Below are 16780 nucleotides of genomic sequence, written 5' to 3' on the forward strand. Positions count from 1 at the left end.
GGTGGGGGTCTCGAACAGCGTGCGGAGAGGCAGCTCCACGTCGAGAGTCCTGCGCACGCGTGAGACGACCTGCGTGGCGAGCAGGGAGTGGCCGCCGAGCGAGAAGAAGTTGGCGGTGACGCTGACCTTGTCGAGCTGAAGCACTTCGGCCCAGATGGCCGACAGCGTCTCCTCGATGGCACTGCGAGGCGCGACGAAGAGGCTGTCCTCCGTGCCCTGCTCGGGGACGGGTAGGGCCTGCCGGTCGACCTTGCCGTTGGGCGTCAGCGGCAGCGCGTCCAGGCGCATGAAGACCGTGGGCAGCATGTACTCGGGCAGCCGCTCGCGCAGTGAGGCGAGCAGCGTGTCCGTATCGAGCGGCGCGGAGACGAGATAGGCGACGAGGCGGTGCTGGCCAGGGACGTCCTCGCGCACGAGGACGATGCTGTCACGCACGCCCGGTTGCGCGCGGAGGGCGGCTTCAATCTCGCCCAGCTCGATGCGCAGACCGCGCAGCTTCACCTGGAAGTCGGTGCGGCCCAGGTACTCCAGTCGCCCTTCCGCGAGCCACCGGACCTTGTCACCGGTGCGGTACAGGCGCGCTCCAGGCGTGGCGGCGAAAGGGTCCGGGATGAAGCGCTCCGCGGTGAGCGCGGGCCTGCCGAGGTAGCCCAGGGCCACCTGCGCACCGCCCAGGTACAGCTCCCCTGGGACACCCGGCGGGACGGGCCGCAGGGTGTCGTCGAGCACATAGGCGCGTGTGTTGGCGACGGGACGACCGATGGGAATGGAGACGCCCGACGTGACGGCATCGACGACGGTGTAGGTCGAATCGATGGTGACTTCGGTGGGGCCGTAGAGATTGACGAGCCGCGCCTGAGGGAGCCGCTCGCGGGCGAGGGACGCGAGCGAGGCGGAGAGCGCCTCACCTCCGCAGAACAGCCACCTCAGGGACGTGGCGCGAGCCAGTGAGGGCTCGTCGAGGACGAAGCGCAGCAGGGACGGGACGAGTTGGAGGACGGTGATGCCCTGCCGGACGACGCAGTCGAGCAGCAGCGCCGCATCGCGGTGGGCGTCAGTGGGCGCGAGTACGAGCGGCGCACCCGCGAGGAGCGGAGCCCAGCACTCCCAGACGGACGCGTCGAAGGCGAGCGGCGTCTTGAGCAGCACCCTGTCCCGCGCGGTGAGCGGGAAGACCTGGAGGAACCAGGCCATGTGATTGGCGAGCGCGCGGTGGGGAATGAGCACGCCCTTGGGCTGTCCCGTGGAGCCCGAGGTGTAGATGACGTATGCGGGAGCGTCGGGCTCCGGCTTCGACAGGAGAGGCTCAGACGGTGTGCGCGCGAGCTCCTCCGCGTGCGAGGCGGAGTCGAGGCAGAGGATGTCGAGTCCGTCGGGCAGGAGCGAGACGAGCGCCTCCTGGGACAGCACGAGGCGAGCCCCGCTGTCGCGCAGCATGAACGCGAGGCGCTCACGCGGGTAGTCGGGAGACAGCGGGAGGTAGGCGGCACCCGCCTTGAGGATGGCGAGCAGGGCGACGGGGAGCTGGGGCGTGCGATGCGTGAGCAGCGCAACGAAGTCGCCAGGGCGCACCCCTCGCGAGCACAGCACCCGGGCGAGCTGGTCGGCGCGCTGGTTGAGCTGTGTGAAGGAGAGCGCTTCGTCATCGGAGAGGACGGCGAGGGCCTCGGGCGTGAGGCGGGCCTGCTGCTCGACGAGTCGATGGACGAAGGGTTCGGTGGCGACGTCCGTGCCCGTCTCGTTCCAATCGAGCAGAACCTGCCGCTGCTCCTGCTCGGTGAGCAGCGAGCAGGACGCGACGGGGATTTGGGGCCGCGAGACGAGTGCTTCGACGAGCGTGGTGTAGTGAAGGGCGAGTCGCTCGACGGTGGCGTGCTCGAACAGGTCTGAGTTGTAGCCGAGCGAGCCCGCGTAGCCCTCCGGCAGCTCCACGAGGTTGAGGTTGAGCTCGAACTTGGACGTGACGCCGTCGACGTCCACGGGGCTGATGGTCAGCGCCTGCTTCTGGATGGCGGAGGCGGGCGTGTTCTGGAGGGAGAAGAGGACCTGGAACAGCGGGCTGCGGCTCAAGTCACGGGCCGGCTGGAGCACCTCGACCAGTCGCTCGAAGGGTACGTCCTGATGAGCGTAGGCGCCGAGCGCGGTCTCCTTCACCTGTCGCAACAGGTGCTGGAACGAAGCCTGTCCGTCGATGCGCGCCCGGAAGACCAGCGTGTTGACGAAGAATCCGATGAGGCCTTCGAGCTCCGCGCGCTGGCGACCCGCGATGGGCGAACCGACGGTGAGGTCGTCCTGGCCTGAGTAGCGCGAGAGGAGCAACTGCCACGCGGCGAGCAGCGCCATGAACGGCGTGGCGCCCTCCTGCTGGCACAGCGCCTTGAGCTTCTCGGCGGTGGAGGCGGGCAGGAACACGCCGACGTTGCCGCCGCGCGAGGTCATGACCGGAGGACGCGGCTTGTCGGTGGCCAGCTCCAGTGGCACGCCGCCGGAGAGCTGGTTGCGCCAGAAGGTGAGCTGCCGTTCGAGCACCGCACCCTGGAACCAGTCGCGCTGCCAGACGGCGTAGTCGGCGTACTGGATGGCGAGGGGCGAAAGCGGTGACGGCCTACCGTGGGCGAAGGCGTCGTAGAGCGCGGCGACTTCCTGGACGAGCACGCCCATGGACCAACCGTCGGAGACGATGTGGTGCATGTTGAGCGCGAGCACGTGCTCGGTAGGCGACAGCTCCAGGAGCTGCGCGCGGATGAGCGGTCCCGTGGAGAGGTTGAAGGGACGAGCCAGCTCCTCGAGGAGCAGTCGCTTCACTTCCTCGCGAGCGGTGGAGGGCTCCAGGCTCCGCAGGTCCACGCGCACCAGGGGCAGCTCGCCGTGGGGGGCGATGCGCTGGTAGGGCTGGTCGTCCTGCTGGAAGAAGGTGGTGCGCAGCGCCTCGTGACGCCGCACCAGCTCGTCGAAGGAACGCTGGAGCGCCGCCGTGTCGAGCGGCCCTTCCAGGCGCACGAAGGACGGCATGTGGTACGCGGCCCCGCCGGGCTGGAACTGGTCGATGAACCAGAGCCGGAGCTGCGCGAAGGACAGGGGCACCAGGCCTTCGCGCGACACGGGGACGATGGGCGGCGCGAGCGCCTGCGTCTCTCCCAGCCCCTCGTCTTCGATGCGGGCCGCGAGCGCGGCGACGGTGGGCGCCTCGAAGAGCGCGCGCAGCGGAAGCTCGACGGCGAAGGCGGACCGGATGCGCGAGATGACCTGGGTGGCGAGCAGCGAGTGACCACCGAGCGCGAAGAAGTTGTCCGTGACGCTCACGCGTGGCAGGTGCAGGACGCTGGAGAACACCTTGGCAAGCTTCTCTTCCTGGGGCGTCCTGGGCGCGATGAATGGGGCCTCGCGCTCCTGCGCACCCAGGTCGGGCGCGGGCAACATGCGCCGCGCGAGCTTGCCGCTGGGCGTCAGCGGGAGCGTCTCCAGCGAGACGAAGGCCGTGGGCACCATGTACTCGGGCAGGTGCTGGAGCAGGAGGGTCCGCAGGTTCTCCGCGCTCGGGGGCTCCGATGCGGACACGGGGACGAAGTAGCCGACGAGGCGCTTGAGGCCGGGGGCGTCCTCACGGACCGTCGCGGCGGCGTCGCGGATGCCGGGGATTGCGCGCAGCGCGGCCTCGACTTCACCCAGCTCGACGCGGAAGCCTCGCAGCTTCACCTGTCCATCGAGGCGACCGAGGAACTCGACGGTGCCGTCCGCCTTCCAGCGCGCCGAGTCACCCGTGCGGTAGACGCGAGCGCCGGGCGTGGTGCTGAAGGGATGGGGAACGAATTTCTCCGCCGTCAGCTCGGGCCTGCCCGCATAGCCGAGGGCCAGGTGCGCGCCGCCGATGAAGAGCTCGCCCGGCACGCCGATGGGCGTCGGCTGGCCCAACGCATCCAGCACGAAGAGCTGGGTGTGCGGCAGCGGCCCGCCGATCGATGGAAGGCGGGGCCAGGACGCGGGAGGGCCCTGGAGCCGGTGGGCGGAGACGACGTGCGTCTCGGAGGGGCCGTACTGATTCTCCAGGATGCAGCCCGGCAGCTTCTCGAACAGCGCGATGAGCGCGGGAGTGACCTGGAGCTGCTCACCGGCCGTCACGACTTCGCGCAGGGCGGTGGGCAGGGTGGCGCCGTGAGAGACGGCGTCCGCGATGGCCTGGAGCGCGACGAAGGGCAGGAAGAGCCGCTCGACTCGCTGCTGGTGCATGAAGTCGAGCAGCGCCGGGATGTCCTGGCGCAGTCCTCCGGTGGGAAGCACGAGGGTGCCGCCCGCCCACCAGGTGGAGAACAGCTCCTGGCAGGAGACGTCGAAGCTGAGCGACGCGAACTGGAGCGTCGTGGCCGACGGCTTTTCGGACTGGCGCAACTGCCACGTCAGCAAGTGGCTCAGCGCGCGGTGTGGCAGCGCGACGCCCTTGGGCCGTCCGGTGCTGCCGGAGGTGTAGATGATGTACGCCGGAGACTCGGGCGAGACGGAGACGTCTGGCGCGTGCTCGGGCAGTGCCGCCAGCGACTCGGCCTGCTCATCCAGCAGAACGAGTCGTGCTCGCGACGAAGGAAGCACCGCGCGCAGGGCGGTGTGCGAGAGGACGACAGGCGCCGCGGAGTCCTCGAGCATGAAGGCGAGGCGCTCTGCGGGGTAGTTCGGGTCGAGCGGGAGGTACGACGCACCGGCCTTGAGGGTGGCGAGGACGGCGACGGCCATGTCGAGGGACTTGTCGAGGCAGATGCCGACGGCGCCGCCAGGAGTCACACCACGAGAGGCGAGGTGGTGGGCAAGCTGATTGGCGCGGGCGTCGAGGGCCGCGTAGGTGAGCGAGCGCGAGCCGTCGGAGATGGAGATGGCGTCGGGCGTGCGGAGCGCCTGGGCCTCGAAGGGGCCGTGTATCGTCGTGACGGCGTGAGACTCGCGTGACGTGTCATTCCAGGAGACGAGGGACTGGTGACGCTCCTGCTCGTCGAGCAGGGGCAGTCGCCACAGTGACTGACCCGGATTGTTCACCGCGGACTTCAGCAGGCGCACCAGATGCGCGCCCATCCGCTCCGCGGTGCTTCGGTCGAACAGGTCGGTGTTGAACTCGAGCAGGCCGCCGATGTCGTCGCCGAAGTCACCGCAGAGCAGGGACAGGTCGAACTTGGCCGTGCCGCTGTCCACCTGCATCGGCTCGAGCGGACTCTTCTCCTCACCGTCCTCCGGCCCGGCCGAGCGGCCCGTGTTCTGAAGAGCGAACATGACCTGGAAGAGCGGAGACCGGCTCAGGTCGCGCTCGGGCTTCAGCTCGTCGACGAGCTTCTCGAAGGGCACGTCCTGGTGCGTGTACGCGCCGAGCGTCATCTCCTTCACCTGGGTCAGCAACTCGCGGAACGTCATCTCCCCCGTCAGCCGTGCGCGCAGCGCGAGCGTGTTGACGAAGAAGCCGACGATGCCCTCTATCTCCGAGCGCTGCCGATTCGCGATGGGTGAGCCGACGACGATGTCGTCCTGGCCCGAGTAGCGAGCGAGCAACACCTGGAACGCGGACAACAGCGCCATGAAGGGCGTGACGCCTTCACGCAGGCACAGCGCGCGCAACTCAGCGGTGAGCTGCGAGCCCAGCTCGATGGGGAGCGTGCCGCCGTTCGCCGTCTGAACGGGAGGACGCGGCCTGTCGGTGGGCAGCTCCAGTGCGTGCGGAGCCCCGGCGAGCTGACCTCGCCACCAGCTCACCTGCTTGGAGAGGGCTTCGTCGCGCAGCCAGCCTCGCTGCCACGCCGCGTAGTCCGCGTACTGAAGCTCCAGCGGGGCGAGCGGCGAGGGGAGTCCCTGGGCAAACGCGGCGTAGAGCGCTCCGACTTCCCGCGTGAGGATGCCGTTGGACCAGCCGTCCGAGACGATGTGGTGGACGGTGACGAGCAGGATGTGGCGCTGCTCGGAGAGGCGAAGCACGGAGGCACGGAGCAGCGGGGCCTGGGAGAGCTCGAACGGCTTCTGCGCTTCGAGTTGGGCCAGTCGCCGCGCTTCTGTCTCACGCGAGGCTTCGGGCACGGCCTCCAGGTCCGTTACCGGGACGGACAGCTCCACCCGAGGATGGATGTGCTGGACGGCCTCTCCGTCCTCCTGGACGTGGAACGAGGTGCGCAGCGCTTCATGGCGCTGCACCAACTCCTGAATCGCCCGCTCCAGCGCGGCGAGGTTCAGTCCCCCATGGAGCTGGATGGCCGAGGGGATGTTGTAGAACGGACTGCCTGGCTGGAGCCTGTCGAGGAACCATAGACGCTGCTGCGCGAAGGAAAGCGGCAGCGGTCCAGTGCGAGGCACTGCCACGAGCGGAGGCAGCTGGAGCGACAGGTCCCCGTGGCCTACGGCATCGACACGAGCCGCGAGCGCAGCAACGGTTGGCGCCTCGAAGAGAGCGCGAAGAGGCAGCTCGACGTCGAAGGCCTTGCGGACACGAGAGACGACCTGGGTGGCGAGGAGGGAGTGGCCACCGAGGGCGAAGAAGTCGTCGGAGACGCTGACGGAGTCGAGGTGGAGGACCTCTGCCCAGATGGCGGCGAGGCGAGCCTCGGTGGGGTTGCGAGGTGCGAGGAAGGAGTCGGTGGGGCCAGAGTCGGGAGCCGGGAGCGCCTTCCTGTCGAGCTTGCCGTGGGTGTTGATGGGCAGAGCGTCGAGGGCGACGAAGGCCGAGGGCACCATGTACTCGGGGAGGCTGAGCAGCAGCTCCGCGCGCAGTGAGGAGGTGTCGACGGAAGCCGGGGTGACGTAGGCGACGAGGCGCTTGAGGCCGGGGACGTCCTCGCGGACGAGGGCAGCGGCGTGGTGGACGGAAGCCAGCGCTTCGAGAGCGGCCTCGACTTCGCCCAACTCGATGCGGAAGCCGCGCAGCTTCACCTGGAAGTCGATGCGGCCGAGGTACTCGAGGTGGCCATGGGCAAGCCACCGAGCCTTGTCACCGGTGCGGTAGAGGCGCGCGCCCGGCACCGAGGAGAAGGGGTTGGGGACGAAGCGCTCGGCGGTGAGGTCCGGGCGGCGGTGGTAGCCGCGAGCGAGGCCGTCGCCGCCGATGAAGAGCTCTCCGGGGACGCCGATGGGGGCGGGCTGGAGAGAGGCGTCGAGGATGAAGGTGGCGACGTTGGAGAGCGGCCCACCGAGTGCGGGACGCGCAGAGGAGCGGATGGAGAGCACGGTGGTGTCGACGGTGGCCTCCGTGGGCCCGTAGACGTTGAAGGCACTCAGGGAGGGCGAGGACGAGAGCGTGGCCCAGAGGGAGTCGTCGATGGCCTCACCGCCGATGAGGACACGGAGGTGACGCCCGGACTCCGCGAGGCCCTCGTCGAGGAGGAGGCGGAGGTGAGAAGGGGCGCAGTCGAGGACGTCGAGCTGGTGCTTCTGAATCCAGGAGAGGAGCAGGGGGACGTCTTCGCGAGCAGCCTGAGGGACGAAGCAGAGGCAATGGCCCTGGGCGAGGAAGACGAGCTGCTTGACGGAGGCGTCGAAGGAGAGGGGCGCGTTGAGGGAGATGCGGAGAGGGCGCTGGACGTCGGAGTAGACGGCAGAGGAGAGGGCGGAGAGGAGATTCACCACGGAGGAGTGGTGGACCATGACGCCCTTGGGACGTCCGGTGGAGCCTGAGGTGTAGATGACGTAGGCGAGATGAGGAGGAAGGGAGACGCGAGGAGGGTTGGAGTCCGGGAGCGCGGCGAGAGAAGCGCGCAGGGCGTCGTCATCGAGGCAGAGGGCCGAGCAGGAGGCCGAGTCGAGACGAGGCAGGAGGTGGGACTGGGTGAGGACGAAGGGAGCGCCGGAGTCCTGGAGCATGAAGGCCAGGCGCTCGCGAGGGTAGGCGGAGTCGAGAGGGACGTAGGCGGCGCCGGCCTTGAGGATGGCGAGGAGGGCGACGAGGGAGTCGACGGAGCGCTCCAGGCAGAGGGCGACACGGACTTCGGGCCCGACACCACGGGCGCGCAGCAGGTGGGCGAGCTGGTTGGAGCGGTGGTTGAGCTGAGAGAAGGAGAGAGAGGAGGAGTCGTCGAGGACGGCGAGAGCGTCGGGTGTGAGAGCGGCCTGGGCCTCGAAGCGCTCGTGGAAGGCGCCAGTCCAGGGCAACTCACGGCGGGTGTCGTTCCACTCGACGAGCACCTGACGGCGCTCCTCGGTCGGCAACATCGGCAGCTCGCTCAGCCGCAACTCCGGTGTGGTGACGACGGCGTCGAGGAGAGTGCCGAAGTGCGCGACCATCCGAGCGATGGTGGACTCATCGAACAAGTCCGTCCGGTAGCCCAGCGCGCCTTCCAGTCCCTCGCCCAGTGTCAGGGTGAGGTCGAACTTCGCGCCCGGCGCTCCCGAGTCGAAAGCCTCCAGGCGCAGCGGTGACGTCTCCGCCGTGCTCCCAGGCACTTCCATGCTCGTCGTCGGTGCGTTCTGCAGGACGAGCATCACCTGGAACAGCGGCGAGTGATTGAGGGTGCGGTGAGGGTTGAGTTCCTCGACGAGCTTCTCGAAGGGGACGTCCTGATGCTCGTAGGCGCCGAGCGTGGTGCGTTTCACCTGCGCGAGCAGCTCGCGGAAGCGGAGTCCCGGTTGGAGCTGCGTGCGCAGCACGAGGGTGTTCACGAAGAAGCCGATGAGCCCCTCTGTCTCCGCTCGGGTGCGTCCCGCGATGGGGGAGCCGACGGAGAGGTCGTCCTGCCCGGAGTAGCGGGAGAGGAGGAGCTGCCAGACGGCGAGCAACGCCATGAAAGGCGTCACGCCCTCGCGCTGGCAGAACGCGAGGAGTCGCTCGTTCACGGAGGGAGGCAGGCGCACGGGGAAGGAGGCGCCCCGGTTCGACTGGACTGGCGGACGAGGCCGGTCGGTGGACAGCTCCAGGAAGGGAGGCGCGCCGGAGAGCTGCTGTCTCCAATAGGAGAGCTGCTGCTCCAACGCGTCGTCACGCAGCCAGGAGCGCTGCCAGGCGGCGAAGTCAGCGTACTGCACGGGGAGGGCTTCCAGCCGAGGCGGCTGCCGGGTGGCGTGCGCGGAATAGAGCTCCGCCAGCTCACGGAGCAGGATTCCCGTGGACCAGCCGTCGGAGGCGATGTGATGGACCGTCCCGACGAGGACATGGCGCTGTGCGTCCAGTCGCAGCAGGAGCACGCGGAAGATGGGGCCGTGCTCCAGGTCGAAGGGCCGTGAAGCCTCCTCGCTCACCAGTCGCCGGGCCTCGACGAGCTTAGAATCTTCCGGGAGGGACTCCAGCTCCCTCACCGTGACAAGCATGGGCTTGGGGGCGTGGATGTGCTGACGCGGCTCTCCGTCGCGCGTCACGAATGTGGTGCGCAGGGATTCGTGGCGCTCGACGAGCGACGTGAAGGCGCCCTGGAGCGCGTCCACCTCGAGCGGCCCTTGCAGGAGCAGGGCGAGGGGAATGTTGTAGGTGGAGCTTCCGGGCTCGAGCTGGTCGATGAGCCACAGGCGCTGCTGTGCGAAGGACAACGGCAGCTCGCCCGTGCGCGGCACCAGGACGAGCGGAGGCCGCACCGTGCCCTTGCCCGTGAGGGTCGCCGCATCGAGCCGCCGGGCCAGCGCTTCGATGGTGGGGGCCTCGAACAGCTCCCGCAGCGCCAGCTCCACCTTGAAGGTGTTGCGGATGCGCGAGACGAGCTGCGTGGCGAGCAGTGAATGTCCGCCGAGCGCGAAGAAGTCGTCCTCGATGCCGACCTGTGGGACGCGAAGGACCTGCGCCCAGATAGATGCGAGCAGCTCCTCGGTGGGCGTGCGCGGCGCGACGTAGGTGGAGGAGGGAGCAGAGAGCACGGCCTCGGGAGGAGGCAGCGCCTTGCGGTCAATCTTCGCGTTGGCGGTGAGCGGGAGCGCGTCCAGGCGGAGCAGGGACGACGGCACCATGTACTCAGGGAGCCGAGACTTGAGGAAGGCTCGGAGGGAGACGGCGTCCAGGTCGTCGCCGACAAAGTAGCCGACGAGGCGCTTGTCGCCGGGGACGTCCTCGCGGGCGATGGCGATGGCCTCGCGGATGGAGGGATGCGCGAGCATCGCGGCTTCGACTTCGGGCAACTCGATGCGGAAGCCGCGCACCTTCACCTGCGCGTCGGCGCGACCGATGAATGCGAGCGTCCCGTCGTGGCTCCAGCGGACGAGGTCGCCGGAGCGATAGAGGCGCGCCCCAGGGACGGAGGAGAACGGGTCCGGGATGAAGCGCTCCGCGGTGAGTGAAGGCTGGCCGACGTAGCCGCGAGCCAGGCCGTCACCACCGATGAAGAGCTCACCGGTGATGCCGATGGGGACGGGCTGAAGCGAGGCGTCGAGGACGAGCAGGCGGGTGCCGTTGGTGGGCTTGCCGATGGGCACCGTTGCGCCAACGTCCTCGGGCCGAGCGACCAGGAAGGTCGTGGCGAAGACGGTGGTTTCCGTCGGGCCGTAGCAGTTGGTGACGGAGACGCCCCAGTCCTGCAACGCGCGTCGGACATGAAGGGGCGAGACGATGTCGCCGCCAGTGAGGACGCGCTGGAGGGAAGGAGGCGCGGGGAGACGACTCTCGACGAGCTGGGAGAACAGACCGCTGGTGGCCCAGAGCGTGGTGACGCCGTGTCGAGCGACAGTCTGGAAGAGCTCCTCGAGCGAGGGGGCCTGAGGAGGGAGGACGACGAGGCGAGCGCCGTGGAGCAGTGCGCCCCAGATTTCGAACGTGGTGGCGTCGAAGGAGATGGGAGCGAGGAGGAGGTGGGTCTGCTCGGGCCCGAAGCGGGTGTAGTCGACGCCGACGAGGATGTGGATGACGCCGCTGTGGGTGCAGCCAACGCCCTTGGGCTTGCCGGTGGAGCCGGAGGTGAAGTCGATATAGGCGAGCGACTCGGGGAGGGCGGAAGGAGGCAGGGCCCGGGTGGGGCTGTGGGCCAGCGACACTTCATCCAACAGGACACACGCCAGCCCGTCGGTGGGAAGCTTGTCCAGGAATGCGCGGGTGGAGACGAGGACCTCGGGCCGCGCGTCCTCCATCATCGAAGCGAGACGCTCGCGCGGATACTTCGTGTCGAGGGGGACGTAGGCGGCGCCAGCCTTGAGGATGGCGACGAGGGCGATGATGAGCTCGGCGGAGCGGTCGACGGCGATGGCGACGCGGGAGTCGGTGCGGACGCCGAGAGCGCGCAGGTGCCAGGCGAGCTGGTTGGAGCGCTCGTCGAGCTGACGGTAGGTGAGGGAGGTGTCACCGAAGAGGAGCGCGACGGAGTCGGGCGCACGTGCGACGACATCGGCGAAGACGGCGGGCAGGGTGGAGTCCGGCGAGACGAGCGCGGGAGCCGAGGCCCAGTTGGTGAGGACGTCTCGCCGCTCCTCGACGGTCAGCATGGAGTGGGTAGCGAGCGGAGCGTCGGGCCGGGCGACGACCGCTTCGACGAGCAGCTCGAAGTGCCGCGTCATGCGCTCGATGGAGGCTCGCTCGAACAGGTCCGTGTTGTAGGTCAGCGCGCCGAAGAGGCCGTCCGGCCCGTCCACGAAGTGCAGCTCGAGTTCGAACTTGATGACGGTGGCTTCAACCTCCACCGGGCTGAGCGACAGCTCCTGCTTCTGGAGGGCCGACGCGGGTGTGTTCTGGAGCGCGAAGAGGACCTGGAACAGCGGGCTGCGGCTCAGGTCTCGACGAATCTGAAACTCCTCGACCAGGCGCTCGAAGGGGACGTCCTGGTGCGCGTAGGCCCCCAGGGCGGTCTCCTTCACCTGCCGCAAGAGCTGGAGGAACGTCGCGTTCGTGTCGATGCGCGCGCGGAAGACGAGCGTGTTGACGAAGAAGCCGATGAGCCCTTCGAGCTCCGCGCGCTGGCGACCCGCGATGGGTGAGCCGACGGCGATGTCGTCCTGCCCGGTGTGACGGGACAGGAGCAACTGCCATGCGGCGAGCAGCGCCATGAACGGCGTGATGCCTTCACGCTGGCACAGCGTCTTGAGCCGCTTGGAGACCTCTGGCCGCAAGGTGACGAGCACCTGGGCACCGGTGAAGGTCTGCACGGGAGGACGCGGCTTGTCGAGCGGCAGGTCCAGCGTGGCCACACCCATCAGGCGTCCGCGCCACCATGCGAGCTGCTGCTCCAGCACTTCGCCCTGGAGCCAGTCGCGCTGCCAGACGGCGTAGTCGGCGTACTGGAGGGACAGGGGCGGAAGCGGCGACGGTGCCCCCATCGCGAAGGCCCCGTAGAGGGTGGCGACCTCCTGGGTGAGCACGCCCATGGACCAACCGTCGGAGACGATGTGGTGCATGTTGAGCGCGAGGAAGTGCTCGGTGGGGGACGTCTCCAGCAGCAGGGCGCGGACGAGCGGGCCGGTGGAGAGGTTGAACGGACGCAGGTACTCCTCGCGCAGCAGTCGCTCCACCTCCTGGCGGACGGCGTCCGGCGTCTGCCCCTGGACCTTCACCACGGTCACCGGCAGCTCCGCGTGCGGGGCGACGACCTGGAAGGGCTCGTCGTTCTGCTGGAGGAACGTGGTGCGCAGGGCCTCGTGGCGCCTCACCAACTCGGCGAAGGCCCGCTGGAGCGCGGACAGATGAAGCGCTCCGTCCAGTCGGACGAAGGAGGGCATGTTGTACGTCGCGCCGCCGGGCTGGAGCTGGTCGAGGAACCAGAGGCGTTGCTGCGCGAAGGACAGCGGCAGCGGTCCCGTGCGGGGCACTGGAACCAACGCGGGCGGCTGCCGGTTCCGCGACGTCATCAACGTGGTGTCGATGCTCGCCGCGAGGGCGACCACCGTGGGTGCGCCGAAGACGGTGCGCAGCGGCAGCTCCACGCCGAACGCGGACCGCACACGCGACACGACCTGGGTGGCGAGCAGCGAGTGCCCGCCGAGCGCGAAGAAGTTGTCGGTGACGCTCACTCGCGGCACGTGCAGGACGTCGGCGAAGAGCGCGGCGAGCTTCTCCTCCAATGGAGTGCGGGGCGCGGCGAAGGCCGCACCTCCGCGCAGACTCTCCGCATCGGGCACGGGCAGGCGCTTGCGCGCGAGCTTGCCGCTGGGCGTGAGGGGCAGCGCGGGCAGCGCCACGAACGCGGACGGCAACATGTACTCGGGCAGGCGCTGGAGTACGAACGCGCGCAGGGCCTCGGTGTCGAGCGTGGCGTCGGGCGAGACGACGACGTAGCCGACCAGTCGCCTGTCGCCCGGCACATCCTCGCGCACGATGACCGCGGCATCACTCAGCCCCGGCGCGGAGCGGAGCACGGACTCGACTTCACCCAGCTCGACGCGGAAGCCGCGCAGCTTGACCTGGGAGTCGAGCCGCCCGAGGAAGTCGAGCGTGCCGTCCGCGCGCCACCGCGCCGCGTCTCCGGTGCGATGGAGCCGCGCGCCCGGCACCGTCGAGAAGGGGTCGGGGACGAACGCCTTCGCGGTGCCTTCTGGCTGTGACAGGTAGCCGTGCGCCAGGTGGGTGCCACCGATGTACAGCTCTCCCGAGACGCCGATGGGCACCGGATGTCCGAGTGCATCCAGGACGTAGAGCCGCGTGTGGCCGACCGGCCCGCCGATGGACGGAAGCCGGGGCCAGGACGTGGGAGTGCCCTGGAGTCGGAAGGCGGAGACGACGTGCGCCTCGGAAGGACCGTACTGGTTCTCCAGGACGCTGCCCGGCAGCTTCGCGAAGAACGCTGCGACGGTGTCGCTCACCTGGAGTTGCTCACCCGCCGTCACCACTTCCCGCAGCGCGGAGGGCAGGGTGGCGCCATGCGAGACAGCGTCGGCGATGGCCTGAAGGGCGGCGAAGGGCAGGAAGAGCCGCTCGACGCGCTGCTGCTGCATGAAGTCGAGCAGCGCGGGGATGTCCTGGCGCAGTCCTCCGGTGGGAAGCACGAGGGTGCCGCCCGCCCACCAGGTGCAGAACATCTCCTGGACGGAGACGTCGAAGTTGAGCGACGCGAACTGCAACGTGGTGGCGCGCGGCTGGGGAGCGCGCTTCAGCTGCCACATGAAGAGCGCGCTCAGCGCGCGGTGGGGCATGACGATGCCCTTGGGCACCCCCGTGCTCCCGGACGTGTAGATGATGTAGGCGGGGCTCTCCGCCGAGACGTCGAGACCTGGCGCGCGTCGGGACTGGCCGGCGACAACGGCCGCGTCGATGTCCACCAGCAGGACGCGAGCGCCGCCCTCGGTGGGTAGCGACGCCGCGAGCCGGGAGTGGGTGAGGATCACTAGCGCGCGCGTGTCCGCGAGCATGAAGGCGAGGCGCTCGGCGGGATAGCTGGGGTCGAGCGCGACATAGCTGGCCCCCATCTTGAGCGTGGCCAGGACGGCCACGGCCATGTCGAGTGACTTGTCCAGGCAGATGCCGACGATGCTCCCCGGCGTCACGCCTCGCGCGAGCAGGTGGTGCGCGAGCTGATTGGCCCGCGTGTCCAGCGCCGCGTAGGTGAGCGAGTCGGTGCCGTCGGTGACGGCGATGGCGTCGGGCGTGCGAAGCGCCTGGGCCTCCACGGGTGCGTGGAGCGTGGTGGGCGCGAAGGGCTCCCGCGACGTGTCGTTCCAGGAGACGAGGACCTGGCGACGCTCGGGCTCCTCCATCATCGGCAGGCGCCAGACGGGCTGGCTCGGGTCCTCGACGGCGGCTCGCAGCAGGCGCACGAACTGGTCCGCCATGCGCTGGACCGTCGCCGTGTCGAAGAGGTCGGTGTTGTATTCGAACACCGCGTTGAACACGTTGCCGTCGTCGGACGCCAGCAGCGAGAGGTCGAACTTGGCGGTGCCGCTGATGGCATCCAGCGGACGGACCTTGAGCGGCGCGTCGGGGTCTTCCTGTCCCTGCGTCTTCGGCGTGTTGTGCAGGGCGAGCATCACCTGGAACAGGGGCGTGCGGCTCTGGTCCCTCTCGGGACGCAGCTCGTCCACCAGCTTCTCGAACGGGACGTCCTGGTGCGCATAGGCACCGAGCGTCGTCTCGCGCACCTGGGCCAGCAGCTCGCGGAACGTCATGCGCGGGGTGAAGCGGGCGCGCAGCGCGAGCGTGTTGGCGAAGAAGCCGATGAGGCCTTCCAGGTCCGCCCGCATCCGGTTGGCGATGGGCGAGCCGACGATGATGTCGTCCTGCCCGGAGTAGCGCGCGAGCAGCGTCTGATAGGTGGCCAGCAGCACCATGAAGGGCGTGACACCCTCCTGGTGGCACAGCGCGTGGACGGCGGGCGCGAGCGCGGCGGGAAGGTCGACGCGCAGCATGTCCCCGCGCAGCGACTGGATGGGAGGCCGCGGCCTGTCGGTGGGCAGCTCCAGCGCGTGCGGCGCGTCGGCCAGTTGGGTGCGCCAGTAGGCGAGCTGTGACTCGAGCACGTCGCCCGTCAGCCAGCCGCGCTGCCAGACGGCGAAGTCCGCGTACTGCACGGGCAGCTCCGGCAGCGGCGAGGGCCGGCCGAGCGCGAACGCCAGATAGAGGGCGGGGACCTCTTGCGAGAGGACGCCAATGGACCAGCCGTCGGAGATGACGTGGTGATTGACGATGAGCAACACGTGCTCGTGCTCAGCGAGCGTCAAGAGCCGCGCGCGCAAGAGCGGGCCGGTGGCCAGGTCGAAGGGCGTGCGCGCTTCCGCGTCCGCCAGTCGCTGCGCCTCCGCGTCGCGCGCCTCCGGGGTAAGGGCGCGCAGGTCGTCGACGGAGATGGTGAACGGCGCGGGCGGTGAGACGGCCTGGACGGGGCCGTCCTGCAGCGAGCGGAAGCGGGTGCGCAGCGTCTGGTGACGCCGCGCCAGCTCCGTGAAGGCGCGCTCCAGCAGCGAGTGCTCCAGCGGGCCCGTGAAGCGCAGGCCGTAGAACATGTTGTAGGCGGGACTGCCGGGCTGGAGCTGATCCAGGAACCAGAGCCGCTGCTGCGCGTACGACAGCGGCGCGCCGTCGCTGTGACCCGTGGGGATGGGCCCGGTGAGGGACTGGCCGGACTCGAAGATCCGCGCCGCCAGCGCCTTCACGTGGGGCTCGCGCAAGAGCGAGTGTCCGTCTCCAGGCGTGTCGTCGACCTGGGCGCCCTCCTCCGCGAGCACCGCCCAGCCCTTGTCCTTCTCCACGTCCGCGGCGTCCATGACTTCGGCGGCGCGAACGATGCGCGCGGAAGCAGCAAAGGCCTCGGGGACGTAGCGACGCGCGGCGCGCACGTGGGCGGAGAAGAGCTTGAAGCGCGCGCGCAGGAACTCGAGCGTCGTGGCCGCGGGCAGCAGCCCCTGGCGCGTGCCCTCCGCGTGCAGATGCACCAGCAGGGGCTCGGGGTCCTTGCCCGTGGTGAGCGCGGCGGGAAGCTCGAGCGGGGGCAGGCCCGCCTGGAGCGCCAGCTCTCGCGCGAAGAGGGCGGCGTGCGCGGCGAGCGCCTGGGCGGAGATGCTCCTGTCGGGTGACGCGGGCGGCGGCTCGATGAGCGTGAGCCGCGCGACGTGGCCGTCACGCTGGAGGAGGCGCGCCATCTCCCACGCGATGACCGCGCCGAGCGCCCAGCCCGCGAGGTGATACGGCCCTTCGGACCGCTCCGCGCGCAGGGCCTCCACGTAGAAGACGGCCATCGCCTCCAGCGACTCCAGCGGCGCGCGCCCGTCGTCCAGGCCTCGCGCCTGGATGCCGACCACGGGCTGGGATGCCGGAGCGTGACGGACCAGCTCCGCGTAGCAGTCCAGGCGGCCGTCCATCGGATGCACGAGGAAGAGCGGGCTCGCCGCGTCGTTCCCCGCGCGCAGGGGCACCAGGGGAGAGGCGGAGGGGCTCGCTTCGGATGGGATGACGGGCCCGACGGACGTCGGGGAGTCGTTGCGCGTGCTCACGGAGTAC

Annotated in this window: 1 protein-coding gene (only partly in view); it reads right to left on the reverse strand. The window is 69.6% G+C overall.

Annotated features, from left to right (window positions below; genetic code table 11):
• Window positions 1-16773 carry the beginning of a non-ribosomal peptide synthase/polyketide synthase gene (locus tag HUA76_RS19305; RefSeq protein ID WP_174461729.1) on the reverse strand. Its footprint begins 20022 nt before the window's first position, so 16773 of the gene's 36795 nt are visible here — the first part of the coding sequence; the start codon lies at window positions 16771-16773; its stop codon lies off the left edge, out of view.
• Between the last annotated feature and the right edge of the window lie 7 nt (window positions 16774-16780).

The organism is Myxococcus sp. CA056, assembly GCF_013336715.1.
Taxonomy (GTDB): domain Bacteria; phylum Myxococcota; class Myxococcia; order Myxococcales; family Myxococcaceae; genus Myxococcus; species Myxococcus llanfairpwllgwyngyllgogerychwyrndrobwllllantysiliogogogochensis.